Source organism: Amycolatopsis sp. NPDC058986, assembly GCF_042741125.1.
GTDB lineage: Bacteria > Actinomycetota > Actinomycetes > Mycobacteriales > Pseudonocardiaceae > Amycolatopsis.
In genome coordinates, this window is record NZ_JBHYJW010000070.1 from 1 (window position 1) to 15,907 (window position 15,907).

The 15,907-nt window shown below is 72.4% G+C and carries 8 protein-coding genes; 6 read left to right on the top strand and 2 right to left on the bottom strand.

Annotated features, from left to right (window positions below; genetic code table 11):
* Positions 1–49: 49 nt before the first annotated feature.
* From ACFW0G_RS38990 to ACFW0G_RS39000, 3 genes are all read left to right on the top strand, one after another.
* The gene (locus tag ACFW0G_RS38990) at positions 50–661 is read left to right on the top strand and encodes a cyclodeaminase/cyclohydrolase family protein (protein ID WP_378330544.1); all 612 of its coding nucleotides are present in this window, start codon (positions 50–52) and stop codon (positions 659–661) included.
* A complete protein-coding gene (locus tag ACFW0G_RS38995) occupies positions 658–1,509 on the top strand; it encodes a bifunctional 5,10-methylenetetrahydrofolate dehydrogenase/5,10-methenyltetrahydrofolate cyclohydrolase (RefSeq protein ID WP_378330545.1) in 852 nt (283 codons plus the stop codon). The genes ACFW0G_RS38990 and ACFW0G_RS38995 overlap by 4 nt, the downstream gene beginning before the upstream one ends.
* Before the next feature lie 126 nt (positions 1,510–1,635).
* Positions 1,636–3,051: an MFS transporter gene (locus ACFW0G_RS39000; protein ID WP_378330546.1), complete on the top strand. Its 1,416-nt coding sequence runs from the start codon at positions 1,636–1,638 to the stop codon at positions 3,049–3,051.
* Between the two features lie 5 nt (positions 3,052–3,056).
* Here the strand turns inward: ACFW0G_RS39000 and ACFW0G_RS39005 are convergent, their stop codons facing one another.
* Positions 3,057–4,034: an aldo/keto reductase gene (locus ACFW0G_RS39005; RefSeq protein ID WP_378330547.1), complete on the bottom strand. Its 978-nt coding sequence runs from the start codon at positions 4,032–4,034 to the stop codon at positions 3,057–3,059.
* 2 nt (positions 4,035–4,036) lie between these two features.
* Positions 4,037–4,846 (bottom strand): SDR family oxidoreductase, encoded by an 810-nt coding sequence (locus tag ACFW0G_RS39010; protein ID WP_378330548.1) that lies wholly within the window; start codon positions 4,844–4,846, stop codon positions 4,037–4,039.
* Positions 4,847–5,150: 304 nt separating this feature from the next.
* Between ACFW0G_RS39010 and ACFW0G_RS39015 the strand changes: the two genes are divergently transcribed.
* From ACFW0G_RS39015 to ACFW0G_RS39025, 3 genes are read left to right on the top strand one after another with little or no spacing between them, the layout of a single operon-like run.
* A complete protein-coding gene (locus tag ACFW0G_RS39015; RefSeq protein WP_378330549.1) occupies positions 5,151–11,534 on the top strand; it encodes an SDR family NAD(P)-dependent oxidoreductase in 6,384 nt (2,127 codons plus the stop codon).
* 5 nt (positions 11,535–11,539) lie between these two features.
* On the top strand, positions 11,540–15,610 hold the full coding sequence (locus ACFW0G_RS39020) for a beta-ketoacyl synthase N-terminal-like domain-containing protein (protein ID WP_378330580.1): 4,071 nt from the start codon (positions 11,540–11,542) through the stop codon (positions 15,608–15,610).
* Entirely contained in the window at positions 15,607–15,906 is a 300-nt protein-coding gene (locus tag ACFW0G_RS39025) for an acyl carrier protein (protein WP_378330550.1), read from the top strand. Before ACFW0G_RS39020 ends, ACFW0G_RS39025 begins: the two co-directional genes overlap by 4 nt.
* Position 15,907: the final 1 nt, after the last annotated feature.

Here is a 15,907-nt window from a genome sequence, read left to right on the forward strand (position 1 = left end):
TCTCTCACACGATCATGGGACCTAGACACTCACATGATCAACAAGAGCCGTGCCCGCCCTGCAACCAACCCCAAAAGACTTTGCCGGAACCCTGGCCCCCGGCGGGGGCGCGACGGCGGCGCTGCACGTCGCGCAGGCCGCCGCGCTGGTCGGCATGGTCGCGCGGTACAGCGACGGCCCGAAGTACGCCGGGGACCGTGAGGTGATCGACGCCGTCGTCGCCGAGTCCGACGAGCTGCGGCAGCGGGCGTTGCGACTGGCCGAAAAGGACGCGTCGGCGTTCACCGCGGTCACCGCGGCGTACGCGCTGCCGAAGGGGACCGACGACGAGAAGAAGGCCAGGTCGCACGCCATCGCGGACGCGCTGCTCGGCGCGTGCCGGCCACCGGCCGAGGTCGTCGGCGCGGCCGCGGCGGTGGTGACGCTGGCCGAGCGGCTGCTGCCGGTCGGCAACCGCAACGTGGTCACCGACATCGCGGCGGCCGCCGAGGCGGCACGGGCCGGGGCCACCACCGCGCGGGTCAACATCGAGGTCAACCTCGGCGGCATCCGCGACGAGCAGGCCCGTGCCGAGCTGGTCGCCACCAAGGACGGCGTCGACGGGATCTGCGAACGGGCGGACAAGGTCACCGCCGAGGTGCGGGCGGGGCTGACCTCGTGACCGCGATTTCGTTGTCCGGCAAGGAACTCGCCGCGTCGCTACGGGCCAGGGCCAAGGAGACCGCGGACACGCTGACCGCCGCCGGGACACCGCCGAAGCTCGCCGTGGTGGTGGCCACCGACGACGGCTCCAGCCTCTGGTACGTCCGTTCGATCGCGAAGGCCGCAGCGAAGTCCGGGATCGAGTGCGACGTCGTCGACCTCGGCGCGGACACCACGGCCGAGGAGATCCGGCGCACGCTCGAAACGCTGAGCGCCGACGACACGGTGCACGGCATCATCCTCCAGACACCGCTGCCCGAAGGGGCAACGGCGGCTGACCTCGCGGGCACGATCGACCCGGCGAAGGATGTCGACGGCGCCAATCCGGCGAGCCTCGGCAGGCTCGCGGCGCGGCTCCCCGCGTTCGCGCCGGCCACCGCGGAGGCGGTCATGGCGCTGCTCGACCACCACGGCGTCCCGCTGGCCGGACGGCACGCCGTCGTGATCGGACGGTCCACTGTGGTCGGTGTGCCCGCGGCCCAGCTGCTGCTCGCGCGCGATGCCACCGTCAGCGTCTGTCATTCCCGCACGGCCGACCTGCCGGGTATGACCCGCCAGGCGGATGTGCTGGTCGTGGCGGTGGGCCGGGCCGGGATGGTCACCGCCAGGCACGTCGCTCCCGGCACCGTCGTGATCGACGTCGGCACCAACCCGACCGAGGACGGTGGCCTCGCGGGCGATGTCGCTCCAGAGGTGTCCGAAGTGGCCGGCGCGCTCACTCCGGTGCCCGGCGGTGTCGGGCCGGTCACCACGGCGCTACTCCTCGGGCACACAGTGGACGCCGCCTCCCTCCTCAGTCAGCGGTGACGAGCCGCGTCAGGTAAAACGGTTTCCTGGCGTGGAAGGAGACCGCGGGGGTTTCACGGGTAGGTGAGGCCGCGATCGGCGGCAGGCGCAGCGTTGCCTGCCGCATGGGAGACGGGAGAGTGGTCCGTGGGAAAACCGGACGAAGTCGCAGGTGAGCGGCCCGCCGAGGCGGGCAGGGTCACGGTGACCGAGCCGGGGGTGATCCGGCGGGCCATCGGCGCGGCGGCCATCGGCAACGTGACCGAATGGTTCGACTTCGGGGTGTTCGCGTACCTCGAAGTGACCATCCGGAAGGTCTTCTTCACCGGCGCCAACGAGACCATCGGGACAATCGGGACACTGGGGCTGTTCGCGGTCGCGTTCCTCGTCCGGCCGTTCGGCGGGATGTTCTTCGGCCCGCTCGGTGACCGGATCGGCCGGACCAAGGTGCTCTCGATCACGGTCATCCTGATGGCCGTCGGCACGTTCGTGATCGCCTTCATCCCCAGCTACGGCGCGATCGGCGCCGCGGCGCCGATGCTGATGCTGGCCGCGCGGCTGCTCCAGGGCTTCTCCACCGGAGGCGAGTACGGCGGCGCGATGACGTTCATCGCCGAGTACGCCCCGGACAAGCGGCGCGGCTTCCTCGGCAGCTGGCTGGAGTTCGGCACGCTGACCGGCTATGCCTTCGGCGCCACCATCGCGACCGTGGTGACCACCGTGCTGCCGGAGGACGATCTGCTCAGCTGGGGCTGGCGGATCCCGTTCCTGATCTCCGGCCCGCTCGGCCTGATCGGTCTCTACCTGCGGCTCAAGCTGGAGGAGACCCCGGCGTTCAAGGCGCTCGCCCACGAGTCGCAGGGCCGGGAGGGCAAGCAGACGCTGCGCGAGATCCGCACGCTCTTCGTCACCTACTGGCGGCCCATGGTGGTGTGCGGCGGGCTCGTGCTGGTCTTCAACGTCACCAACTACATGCTCACCTCGTACATGCCGACGTACCTGGCCGGGCTGCCGGACCACGGCGGGATCAGCGAGACCACGTCGCAGGTGCTGCAGATCGTCGTACTGCTGCTGATGATGGTGTTCATCACCTTCGTCGGGCGGCTGTCCGACCGCATCGGCAGGCGGCCGGTGATCTTCGCCGGCTGCGCGTTCATGGTGGTCCTGGCGGTGCCCTCGGTGCTGCTCATGCGCGCGGGCGGGGTCGGCCCGGTCTTCGGCGGACTGGCGCTGATGGGCCTGATGCTGGTGTGCTTCAACAGCACCATGCCCTCGACGCTGCCCGCGTTGTTCCCGACCGAGGTTCGCTACGGCGGTCTGTCCATCGCGTTCAACATCTCGGTGTCGCTCTTCGGCGGGACGACGGCGGTGGTGACGGCCTCGCTCATCGCGGTCACCGGCGATCTGAACTGGCCGGGCTACTACCTCATCATCGCCGGGATCATCGGTGCCGTCGCGTGCTTCTTCACCAAGGAGTCCGCGCGCAGGCCGCTTCCGGGCTCGCCGCCCGCGGTGTCGACCGAGGAGGAGGCACGGGCGATCCGGGAGCACGCGGCGCCGTAGCGATCTCACATGTTCGCGGGCGGGGACCAGGTGAGCCGCGGGTCGGTCTGCACGAAGCTGCCGAGCAGCTGGTCGACCTGCGTCAGCACGTCGAGGTCGAGGGAGACCCCGGACGCCTTGGCGTTTTCGGTGACCTGGTCCGGACTGCTCGCGCCGGCGACCACCGACGCGACGGTGTAGTGCTGGAGTGTCCAGGCCAGCGCGAGCTGTGCCATGGTCAGCCCTGCCTCGTCGGCGACCCCGCGCAGCAGGGCGACGCGTTCGAGCAGATCCGGCATCAGCAGGGGCGACACGGCTTTCCGTGCGTCGCCCGGCACCGCCGCGCGTGATCCCGGCGGGATGTGTCCCGGCCGGTACTTGCCGGTCAGTACCCCCTGCGCCAGTGCGACCGAGGCGAACTGGCCGATGCCCTCGCGGGCGCACACCGGCATCACCTGCGCCTCGGCGACCCGCCACAGCATCGAATAGTGCGGCTGGTTGGCGATCAGCGGGACGTCGAACCGCCGCGCGAGGGTGCTCGCCTGCAGCAGCTGGTCGGCCGTCCATTCCGCAGTGCCGACGTACAGGATCTTCCCCTGCCGCACCAGATCCGACAGCGCGAGGAAGGTTTCCTCCAGCGGGGTCCGGTAGTCGAACCGCAGCAGCTGGTAGACGTCGATGTGGTCGGTGCCCAGCCGTCGCAGCGAGCCGTGCAGCGAGGTGACCAGGTGCTTGCGGCTCAGACCGGCGTCGTTGGGGCCGGAGCCCTCCGGCCAGAAGACGCCGGTGCACAGCACGAGATCGTCGCGCCGGGCACCGGCGAGCGCCGTGCCGAGTGCCTCCTCCGCCGCGCCGCCGCCCCAGGCCGCCGCCGTGTGGAACGTCGTGATGCCCGCGTCCAGCGCGGCGGCGACGCGGTCCGCGCCGCCGGAATGGGTAAGCCAGTTGCCGTACGAGATCTCGCTGACGGACAGCCCGCTCGCACCGAGCCTGCGGTACTCCATGCTCAGCCCTTCTTCCCGAGGGCCTCGACTGTGGCCTCGACGGTGCGGTCGATCCACTCGTCCGGCGCCTGCGCCTTGCGCGCGTAGGTGTCCCGCACCGATTCGTGGGGCAGGATCAGGAACTCCTCCGCCGCCAGGCCGCGCACGACCGAGGCGGCGACGTCTTCCGGCTCCAGCAGGGGCGCCGCCGCGGCGATCGCGAGCGCGGCGGGATGCCCGGCGGCGATACCCGGTTCGAGCAGCGCGGTGCGCACCCCGAGCGGGCACAGCGCGCTGACCCGCACGCCGCGTGGCCGGTAGGTGATGGCCAGCCATTCGGCGAGCCCGACGGCGGCGTGCTTGGTCACCGAGTACGGCGCGTCGCCCGGGGTGCCGAGCAGTCCGGCGCCGGAGGCGGTGATCAGCAGGTACCCCTCGCCCCTGCCGAGCATCGCGGGCAGCGCGACCTGCGCCGCGTGCACGTGCTGCATGACGTTGATCGCCCACGACCGCGCCCACTGCTCGTCGGCGGCGTGCACCCCGGTGCCGAACGCGGCGCCCGCGTTGGAACAGAACAGGTCGACCGGGCCGAACTCGGCGCGCGCGTCGGCCACCAGCCGCTTCAAGTCCTGTTTGGACGTCGCGTCGGCGTGCCGGGCGATCGCCGTGCCGCCCGCCGCGACGATGCCCGCCGCGACGTCCTCGGCCGCGGCGAGGTCGAGATCGGAGACGACCACCCCGGCCGCGCCGTCCGCGGCGAACCGCCGCGCCATGGCCGCGCCGATCCCGTGTGCCGCGCCGGTCAGCACGATGACTCGTCCTGTTACTTCCACGTGCGCTCCAGTGCCATTTTTGTCGTACGTCGGTGACTATTCCTGCGGTTTGTGACGCCGGTGAGTAAATTGTCGCGGAAAGCTGGGAGGTGCATGATAAAAGTGCTGGTCAGCGACTTGTTTCGGGTAGGCGATGTATTCGTCGGCGGCGCCGCGACTTTAGCATGGATTCACTTGTTTCCCGAGTTTTCCTGCGGCAGTATTGCACTCCCTACGGCAAGTAGGTTATTTCTTGGAACCCCCGGTGAAGATCGTCGAATCCTCGAGGTCCGCCCCCGGCGGGAGGTGAACAGGAGGTCCACCGATGAGCCACGCGACGGCGCGGACGCGGGTACTCGGCGTGCACCCGCTCGGGCGGCCCGATCCCGGGCTGGCGGCCGCCGTCGCGCGCGGTGGCGGACTGGGTGTCGTCGACCTCGGTGCGGGCGGGACCGCCTGGGAGTCCATTGTGGACGCCGGTTTTCCCTTCGGGGTGCGGCTCGGTGCGGGCTGCCCGGTACGGCCCGAGGTGGTGCGGGACAGTGGCGCGGGGCTCGTCCTGCTCGCCGAGGGCACGCCTTGGCCAGGCGGTGGCGCACCCGTGCTGGCCGAGGTGACCGGCGTCGAGCAGGCCGTCCGCGTGCTCGACGCCGGTGCCTCCGGCCTCGTCGCCCGCGGCAGCGAGGCGGGTGGTTCGGAACTGACGACGTTCGTGCTGCTGCAACGGCTGCTGGAGCGGTTCGGCGGTGACGTCCCGGTCTGGGCGTACGGCGGCATCGGGCCGCGGACGGCGGTGGCCGCGGTCGCCGGGGGAGCGGCGGGCGTCGTGCTGGACGGGCTGGGCCTGTTCCCCGAGGCGGACGTCCCGCACGCGGAACGGAACCGGCTGTCCCGCGCCGACGACGGCCTCGCGGCACTGTTCGCGAACCGGTTCCAGGACGCCGAAAGCGCTGTCCGCTCGGTGGTGCGGTCACTCGCCGCGCCGCCGGCGGATCCGGCGGACCAGGGTGCCCGGTTGTGCCGCACGCTGGGCACCGCGTTGCCGGTCGTGCAGGGCCCGATGACCCGGGTGAGCGACCAGCCCGGTTTCGCCGCGGCCGTCGCCGAGCACGGCGGGTTCCCGTTCGTCGCGGTGGCCACCGCCGACGGGGCCAAGACCGCCGAACTGCTGAGGCGGACCGCCGCCCGGCTCGGCGACCGGCCGTGGGGCGCGGGCATCCTCGGGTTCGTCCCGGAGGCACTGCGTGCCGAACAGCTCGCCGTGGTGCGGGCCGCGCGCCCGCGATGCGTGCTGATCGCGGGCGGGAAACCCGCGCAGGCCAAGGCCTTGGAGGCCGACGGGATCGCGACCTTCCTGCACGTGCCCTCGCCGATCCTCCTGCGGCAGTTCCTCGACGCCGGGATCCGCCGCTTCGTGTTCGAAGGCGCCGAATGCGGTGGGCACATCGGCCCCCGGTCGAGTTTCGTGCTGTGGGAACAGCAGCTCGACGTCCTGCGCGAGCACGGCGGCGCCGATATCAAGGACGTCGAGCTGCTGTTCGCGGGCGGTGTGCACGACGCGCGTTCGGCGGCGATGGTCGCCGCGATGGCGGAGCCGCCGGCCGCGCGGGGTGCCGGGATCGGGGTGCTGATGGGCACCGCGTACCTGTTCACCGAAGAGGCGGTGACCCACGGCGCCATCACGGGACTGTTCCAGGACCGCGTGCTCGGCGCCGGAACCACGGTCACGCTGGAGACCGCGCCGGGCCATCTCACCCGCTGCCTGCCCAGCCCGTACACCGGGGAGTTCGCGGCGGTGAAGGCCAGGCTGCGTGCCGAAGGGGTCGCGCCGCAGGAGAGCTGGCAGCGGCTGGAGGAGCTGAACACCGGGCGGCTCCGGATCGCGAGCAAGGGAATCCGCCGCGAGGGCGCGGATCTCGTCGCGGTCGGCGAGCAGGCTCAGCTCGCCGAGGGGATGTACATGGCGGGTCAGGTCGCGGTGCTGCGTGGGGAACGTACCGGGATCGCGGCGTTGCACCGCGAGGTCACCGAAGGCGCGGCGGAGCTGCTCCGTGCCAAGGCGGCGCTTTCGCCTGGCACGGGTTCCGACGAGTCCGTTGTGGACGGTGACATCGCGATCGTCGGCATGGCCTGCGCGTTCCCCGGCGCGCCGGATCTCCCCGCGTTCTGGTCGAACATCCTGCGTGGCGCCGACGCCGTCACCGAAGTCCCGCGACAGCGGTGGGACCAGAGTGTCTACTTCGGACAGAACTCCGCCGATCGGTCCACGTCGAAGTGGGGTGGCTTCCTGCCGCCGCTGGATTTCGATCCACTCGCCTACGGCATCCCGCCGACGTCGATGGGCAGCATCGACCCTGCTCAGTTGGTTTCGCTGGAGATGGCGCGACGCGCGCTCGTCGACGCGGGTTACGGCGAAGGCGGTTTCGACCGCGAGCACACCAGCGTCATCTTCGGCGCGGAGGCCGGGGGAGACCTGGCGAACGCCGGCGTGCTGCGGGCGCTGCTGCCGAGCTACCTGGAGGACGTCCCCGAAGAGCTGCTCGCCCAACTGCCCGAGCTGACCGAGGATTCCTTCCCCGGCACGCTTGCCAACGTCATCTCCGGCCGGATCGCCAACCGGCTCGACCTCGGCGGCGCGAACTACACCGTCGACGCGGCGTGCGGTTCTTCGCTGGCGGCGCTGGACCTCGCGGTGAAGGAGCTGCGGGCGGGCACCAGCGCGATGGTGCTGTGCGGCGCGGTCGACCTGCACAACGGCATCAACGACTACCTCATGTTCACCTCCGCGGGCGCGTTGTCGCCGACCGGGCGCTGCCGCCCGTTCGACGCGGCGGCGGACGGGATCGCACTCGGCGAAGGGGCCGCGTGTCTCGTGCTCAAGCGGCGGGCCGACGCCGAGCGCGACGGTGACCGCGTCTACGCCGTGGTCAAGGGGGTCGGCGCGGCGAGCGACGGCAAGGCGCTCGGGCTGACCGCGCCGCGCCCGGACGGGCAGCGTCGCGCGCTGGAACGGGCCTATCGCGACGCGGCGGTGTCCCCGGTGGACATTGCGATGGTGGAGGCGCACGGCACCGGCACGGTCGTCGGCGACGCCACCGAGCTGACCACGTTGACCGAGTTCTTCGCCGACGCCGGTGCCGCGCCGGGCAGCTGCGCGCTCGGCTCGGTGAAAAGCCAGATCGGGCACACGAAATGTGCCGCGGGACTGGCCGGGCTGATCAAGGCGGCGCTGGCGCTGTGGCACGAGGTTGTGCCGCCCACGCTGCACCTGAGCAGGCCGAACCCCGCCTGGGACGCGCGCCGCAGTCCCTTCACGTTCTCCACCGCAGCCCGGCCGACGCCAGTGCCGCGCGAACGTCGGTTCGCCGGAGTGAGCGCGTTCGGGTTCGGTGGGACCAACTTCCACGCGGTACTGGGCGCTCCCGGGGTGCGGCCGGACCGGCGGCACGGGCCGCGGGACTGGGCGGCCGAGCTGTTCCTGGTCCGTGGGTCCGATGTGGACAGTGCACGCGGGACACTGCGCGAGCTGCTGGCGGCCGGTGAGGGCCGTCCGTTGCGGGAGCTGGCGGCGCTCGCTTCGGAACGCGCCGGCGCGAGCACGGATCCGGTGCGGCTCGCCGTCGTCGCGGGCGATCTCGCCGAACTGCGGGACGCCGCAGAGGGGCGCGGCGGGATCACTGCCGAGGGCGGCGAACTCGGCAAGGTCGCGTTCCTGTTCCCTGGCCAGGGCAGCCAGCGGACCGGGATGCTGGCCGAGCTGTTCGTGCACTTCCCGGAGCTGGCCGAGGTGCTGCGGCTCGCCCCCGACGTCGCGGCGAAGACGTTCCCGCCGCGTGCGTTCGACGAGGAAACCCAGGCGGCGCACGAGGAATCGCTCAAGGACACCCAGGTGGCGCAGCCCGCGCTGGGCCTGGTCGAATCGGCGGTCTGCCGTCTGCTCGCCGACCTCGGGGTCCGGCCGGATCTGCTGGCGGGGCACAGTTACGGCGAACTGGCCGCGCTTTCGGTCGCCGGCGCCTTCGACACCGCGACGCTGGTAGCGCTCAGCCGGGCCAGGGCGCGGTCGATCGCCGGCGTGGCCGGGGCCGACCCCGGCGCGATGGCCGCGGTCAAGGCGTCCCGTGACGATCTCACGGCCACGCTGATCGGCCCCGATGTCGTACTGGCCAATCACAACGCGCCCGGGCAGACCGTCCTTTCCGGACCGGCTCCCGCGGTGGAGCGCGCCATCCGGCGGCTGCGCGAAAAGGGCGTCGCGGCGAAGCGGATCCCCGTCGCGTGCGCGTTCCACAGCCCGGTGGTGGCCGGGGCCGGCGCGGTGTTCGCCGTCGACCTCGACGCCGCGGAGATCGCGGAACCGGGCCTGCCGGTCTGGTCGAACCGCACCGCGCGGCCGTACGCGCCGGATGCGGTGCGTACCGAGCTGGCCGCGCAGATCGGCGCGCCGGTGCGGTTCGTGGACCTGATCGAGGACATGTACGCGGCGGGTGCGCGGACCTTCGTCGAGGCAGGGCCCGGCCGGGTTCTTTCCCGGCTGGCAGGGGAGATCCTCGGCGATCGGCCGCACACCGTGATCGCCTGTGATCCCGGCGGCCCCGGCCTGCGGGGCTTCCTGACCGCGCTCGCGCGGCTCGCCGTCGCCGGAGCCGAGGTGCGCACCGAACGGCTTTTCCGCGGCAGGGTCCGGCTCGGCCCGCCGCCCGCTCCCGGCTGGACGGTGGACGGCCAGCTGGTCCGCGCGCCCGGTGGCGAGGTCCCCGCCCACGGGCTCGTGCCCGCCCGACGAATCCCGAGGACGACCATGAACCAGCCCGCGCCCGGCCGTGACCAGGCCGTCGTCGAATTTCTCCGCACCACCCGCGAACTCGTCGCGGCCCAGCGCGAGGTGATGCTGGGCTACCTCGGCGCGGCGGCCGCACCGGCCGTGCCTGCCGCACCGGTGGTGCTGCCGCCCCCGATCGAGATCGCCGCACCTGTCCCGGTGGCGGCTCCCGAGCCCGAACCGGTGGCCGTCGCCGAGGAGGTCGACGTCCTCGCGACGGTGATCGGCGTGATCAGCGAACGCACCGGCTACCCGGCCGAGATGATCGACGGTGATCTGGACCTGGAAGCCGATTTGTCGATCGACTCGATCAAGCGTACCGAGATCGCGGGCACGCTGCTGGCGAAGCTCGGCCTGTCCGGGCGGGTCCACGACGACAGCCAGGACCAGCTCAGCCGGGATCGCACCGCCGCCGCGCTGGCCACCCGGCTGGAGAAATGGGTGACCCCGGATCAGCAGCCGGCCGTGGCCGCGCCTCCGCCTGCCGAGGCACCCATCGGGAAGGCGCCCGGCCGGTACGTGCTCACCCGGATCCCGGCGCCGCTGGGGACCTTCGACACCGCACGCGTACGGGGCAGGACCGTCGCGGTCGTCGGTGAACCCGGGCAGGAGGACCTCGTGGAGTCCGTCCGGTCGGCGTTCGCCGGAGCGGGCGCGGTGCCGGGGGAACCGGCCGAGGCGGACGTCGTGGTGGTGCTGAACCCGCTCGCCGACGCCGAGGAGCCGATCGCCCCACAGGTGTTCGGCCTGCTCAAGGCCACGCGCGGTGCGGTGGTCGTGGTGGCGGCGGCCGGGGCCGACCACTGCGCCGGACTGCGGGGGCTGGTCCGCGCCGCCGCGCGGGAGCGGGACGCCAGGACAAGGCTGGTCGAGCTGGAGTCCACTGTGGACGTCGGGAAGGTGGCGCTGGAGGAGGCGCTTGCCGACGGTCCCGCGGTGGTCCGGTACGACGCCGAGGGTCGCGCGACGATCGAACCCACGGCTGCCGACCTCGGCTCGATCGCTTATGCGGGCGCGGGCCCCGACGGCGGTGAGACCCGGGCGCTGGGACTCGGCGCGGACTCCGTGGTGCTGCTGATCGGGGGCGCGCGCGGGATCACCGCGCGGGCGGCGGTCGCGCTGGCGACGAGCGGCTGCCGGATCGAACTGGCCGGGCGCACGCCGTGGCCCGCCGAGCCCGAGGACGAGGAACTGCCCGGTGACACGCAGGCCGTGCGTGCCGCGCTCGCCACGCGGGGTGGTTCCGTCGCCGAGATCGAGCGTCGCGTCCGGACGGTGCTCGCTCAGCGGGAGATCGCCAGGACGCTGGACGAGATCCAGGCCGCCGGAGGCAGCGGGACCTATCGCACACTGGACGTGCGCGACGGCGCCGCCGTCCGGCAGGTGGTGAAGGATCTGCACACCCGTTTCGGCCGCATCGACGGCGTCGTCCACGCGGCCGGGGTGATCGACGACAAGCTCATGGCGGACAAGGACGAGCAGTCCTTCCGCACGGTTTACGGGACCAAAGTGGACGGTGCGAGAGCACTGCTCGACGCGCTGGAGCAGTCCGGCGTGCGGCCCGGGTTCGTCACCTTCTTCGGCAGTATCGCCGCGGTGCTCGGCAACCGGGGACAGACCGACTACTCGGCGGCGAACGACGCGCTCGAAACCCTCGGCGAGCACTGGGCGAACCGCACCGGCGGCCGGGCGCTGACCGTCCACTGGGGACCCTGGGCCCCCGCCGATGATCACGGCGGCATGGTGTCGCCCGAACTCGCGCGCGAATACGAGCGCCGGGAGGTCGCCCTGATCGACCCGGCCGAGGGCACGGCGGCGCTGTTGCGGGAACTGGCCTACGGCTCGCCTGACGCCCGCTCGGTGCTGTACACGGCGTCACTGTGGTGAGCACTGTGGGACGCCAGGAGGCCGTGGCGATCGTCGGGATGGGCGTGTTCCTGCCCGGCGCGTCCACTGTGGACGAGTACTGGCACAACATCACCTCCGGCACCGACGCGGTCACCGAGATCCCGGCGCACCGGCGGGATCCGAGCTTCCACGCCGACGGCAGCACACCCGACCGCACCTACGGGCGGCGCGGCGGATTCGTCGCGGACACCCTCGACTTCGATCCGGCGGCGTTCGGCATCGTGCCGAGCTCGATCGGCGGGATGGAACCGGACCAGCTGACCGCGCTGGCGGTGGCGGTCGCCGCCGTCGACGACGCCGGTGGCCTGGCGAAGCTCGGTGATCCCGAACGGGTCGGGGTGATCCTCGGCCGTGGCGGCTACCTTTCGCCGGGGCTGCTGCGTTTCGAGCAGCGGGTGCGGTCGGTCCGGCAGATCACCCACACCGTCGGCGAGCTGCTGCCCTCGGCGCGGCCGGAGGTGCTCGACCGGTTGCGGACCGCCCTGCTCGAACCGCTCGGCGAGTTCCGGCCCGACACGGCGATCGGGCTGGTGCCGAATCTGGCGGCTTCCCGGGTGGCGAACCGGCTCGACCTCGGCGGCCCGGCGTATACAGTGGACGCCGCCTGCGCGTCTTCGCTGGTGGCGGTGGACCAGGCGATCGGGGAACTCGCGCGGCGCCGCTGTGACGTGGTGCTGGCGGGCGGGGTGCACCACTGCCACGACGACACGTTGTGGTCGATGTTCACTCAGCTCGGCGCGCTGTCGCCGAGCCAGCGGATCAGCCCGCTTTCCCGTACCGCCGACGGCCTCCTGATCGGCGAGGGCACCGCGGTCGTGGTGCTCAAGCGGCTCGATGACGCGCGGCGTGACGGCGACCGGGTGTACGCGGTGGTACGCGGTTCGGGGACGTCGAGCGACGGCAAAGGCGCGAGCCTGCTCAGCCCCGCCGTCACCGGTCAGACGCTGGCGCTGCGCCGCGCGTGGGCGTCGGCCGGGCTCGATCCGGCGGCGCCGGGCGCGCTCGGACTGCTGGAGGCGCACGGGACCGCGACGCCTGCCGGGGACGCGGCCGAGCTGGCCACGGTCGCCGAGGTGTTCGGCCCGCCCGCCGGGCCGCGCGGGGTGATCGGCTCGGTCAAGTCGATGATCGGGCACACCCTGCCCACCGCGGGCGTCGCGGGCCTGGTCAAGGTGGCGCTCGCGCTGCACCACGCGATGCTGCCGCCCACGCTGCACTGCGCGGATCCCCATCCACTGCTGGAAAAGACCCGGTTCCGCGCCTTGTCCGAGGCCCAGCCGTGGGACGGCGGTGACGTGCCGCGCCGGGCGGCGGTCAACGCGTTCGGCTTCGGCGGCGTCAACGCGCACGTCGTGCTGGAGGAGGGAGATCCGGCTCCGGCGCGGCGCCGCCGCGCGCGGGTCAGTGGTGAACCCGAGCGGGTGCTCCGCCTCGCGGCGTCCACTCCGGACGCCTTGCGGGAGCTGCTCGATCGCCCTGATCAGTCCGATGTGGACGGGTCGGAGCCCTGCCGGATCGGCATCGTCGGGCCGGACGAGAAGCGGCTCGCGGTGGCCCGCCGGGTGCTGGCGAAGGTCGCCGCCGAGGGGAAGCCCTGGCACGGTCCCAACGACATCTGGTGCTCGGTCGACCCGCTGCTGCGCCGGCCCGGGGCGAAGACGGCGTTCGTCTACCCGGGACTCGAAGCCGACGCGGAACCGCACTGCGCCGACGTCGCCCGGCACTTCGGGCTGGAGCGTCCGGAGTGGTCGACGGCGAGCGTGCTCGACCGCGCGTCGAGCGTGTCCCAGGTCGGGCTGTTGCTCGACGCCGCGTTGCGGCGGCTCGCCATCACCCCGGACGCGCTGGCCGGGCACAGCGTCGGCGAATGGACGGCGATGCAGGCCGCCGGCATGTACCCCGCACAGTCCACATCGGACCTGCTGGCCCAGTACTGGCCACAGGGTTTCACCTTGCCGGAAGCGGACTTCCTGGTACTGGGCTGTTCGGCGGAGCGCGCGGCCGAGCTGCTCGCCGACGAACCCGAACTGATGGTCTCGCATGAGAACGCGCCTCGCCAGACCATCGTGTGCGGGGACCCCGCGGCCGCGTCCCGGCTCGCCCGGCTGTGCGCCGGACGCGGAATCGTCGCGAGGACACTGCCGTTCCGCTCCGGCTTTCATACTCCACTGCTGCGTTCGCGGCTCGGCCCGTTCACCCGGCTCGTGGCGGAACTGGAGCTGAGCGCGCCGCGGATCCCGGTGTGGTCGGCGACGACGGCCCGGCCGTACCCGGCGTCGGCGGTCGAGGTCCGGGAGCTGTACCTGGCGCACCTGGTGCGCAAGGTCCGGTTCCGTGAGCTGGTCGACGCGCTGTATGACGACGGTGTCCGCGTGTTCGTGCAGGCCGGGGCAGGGCAGGTCGGTTCGTTCGTGGCGGACACGCTGGCGGAGCGGCCGCATCTGGTCGTCCCGGCGGCGTCCGGTACCCGATCCGGGCTCGGGCAGCTGCGCCGCGTCGCGACCGCGGTGTGGGTCGAGGGCGGGCAGCCGCGGTTCGCCGCGCTGGAGCCCAGGCGGATCCGGCTCGACACCGGCGGTGCGCTGCTTTCCGTCGCCGAGGAAGCCAAGGGGTTGCTGGAAGGCGGCGAGGCGCTGCCGGAGATTCCGGACGGCATTCCGGACGCGATCGTCGCCGAGTTCACCGCGTTGCTCGCCGAGACCCGGCGGACCGCGGCCAGCGTCGTCAGCGCCGCGGCCAGGCGGGAGCCCGAGCGCGCCGCGTCCACTGTGGACGTTTCGCTCGCCACAATGCCGTATCTGGCCGACCACCGGTTCTTCCGGCAGCGCGAGGACTGGCCGGACGAGGCGGACTTCCGGCCGGTCGTCCCCGCGACGACGCTGGTCGACCTCGCCTGCCGGGCGGCGGAACGGACATGGCAGGGGGCGGTCGCGACCGGAGTGGACAACGCGGCGTTCTCGCGCTGGCTGATCGCCGCCCCCGCCCAGCGGGTCCCGCTCTCGATGACGCGCGAGGGCGATCGGGTGCACGTCGAGATCGGGCCGTACGCCACGCTGAACGTCCACCTGGGACAGCGGTATCCGTCGTCCCCGGCGCCTTTTCCCGTCCCCGGACCGGAAACCGCGCCCCCGCTGACCGCGGCCGAGGTCTACACCCGGCGGGAGATGTTCCACGGCCCGGCGTACCAGGGGCTGGTGCGGCTGAGCGGGATCGGCGAGCAGCACATCCGTGGCGAGCTCGTCGTGCCGCCCGCCCCTGGTGCGCTGCTGGACAACGTCGGCCAGCTGCTCGGCTGCTGGCTGATGAGCACCCGGCCCGACGGGCTGCTCGCGTTCCCCACGTCGATGGGCCGGATCACCTGGTACGGCCCCGAACCCGGGCCGGGTACGCGGGTGGGCTGCCTGGTGCGCGTCCGCCTGCCGCGGCCGGACGTGCTGGAGATGGACGCCGAACTCGTCCGCGACGGGACGGTCCTCGCGAGGATCGAGCAGTGGCGCGACATCCGCTTCCCCTGCGACCGCGCCGCGCACCGCGTCTACGCCTTCCCCGACCGGCACCGGCTTTCCGAGGAGCACGAGGGTTCCTGGACGCTGGTCACCGACCGCTGGCCGAGCGTCGCGGCACGCGACATCTACGCGGGGGTGTACCTCGGCGCCGCCGAACGAGCCGAGTACGTGGCGTGCCAGCCCCGGCGGCAACGGGGTTGGCTGCTGGAGCGCGTCGCGATCAAGGACGCCGTTCGCGCGTGGCTCGCCGCCGACGGGGTGGACGCGGTGTACCCGGCGGAAATCCGCGTGCACCCCGACGCGACCGGTGTTTCGGGGCTGTACGGCAGAAAACTGCCGGACCTCGCCGTCGCGGTCGCGCAGACCGGCGATCTCGCGGTCGCTCTCGTCCGCGACCGCGGCGACCCGGTGCGGCCCCGCATCGCCGTCCGTGCGGAGGCGGACACGAGCGGGCTGGCGGAGGAGATCGGGGCCGGTATGGAGTCGGCCGGGATACCGGGTCACGTCGTGGCCTGGAACCGTTGTGGGACAAACAGGAGCACGACATGACGATCGAACAGCAGTTGCCGGCTTCCGTCTTCGCCACCGTCGCCGAGTTGCTGGGCGAGCTGGTCGGCGACGCCGAGGTACTGGGCATCGAGATCACGCCGGAGACCACCTTCCACGAGGATCTGCAGCTGGAGAGCATCGATCTGGTGACCTTCGCGAGCATCCTCGCCGAGTACTACGGCGAGGACGTCAACCTCGCGGAGTTCCTGGCGGAGAAGGATCTCGACGACGTGATCGGGCTGCGGGTCGGCGACATCGCGGACTACGTCGCCGCCCGGCTCGCCGGGCGAGGGTGAC

What these genes read in the sequence shown, in the direction of transcription:
- ACFW0G_RS39005 (WP_378330547.1), bottom strand. Translation starts at nt 4,034, where the DNA reads ATGGAGTACCGCAGGCTCGGTGCGAGCGGGCTGTCCGTCAGCGAGATC.
- ACFW0G_RS39015 (WP_378330549.1), top strand. Translation starts at nt 5,151, where the DNA reads ATGAGCCACGCGACGGCGCGGACGCGGGTACTCGGCGTGCACCCGCTC.
- ACFW0G_RS39025 (WP_378330550.1), top strand. Translation starts at nt 15,607, where the DNA reads ATGACGATCGAACAGCAGTTGCCGGCTTCCGTCTTCGCCACCGTCGCC.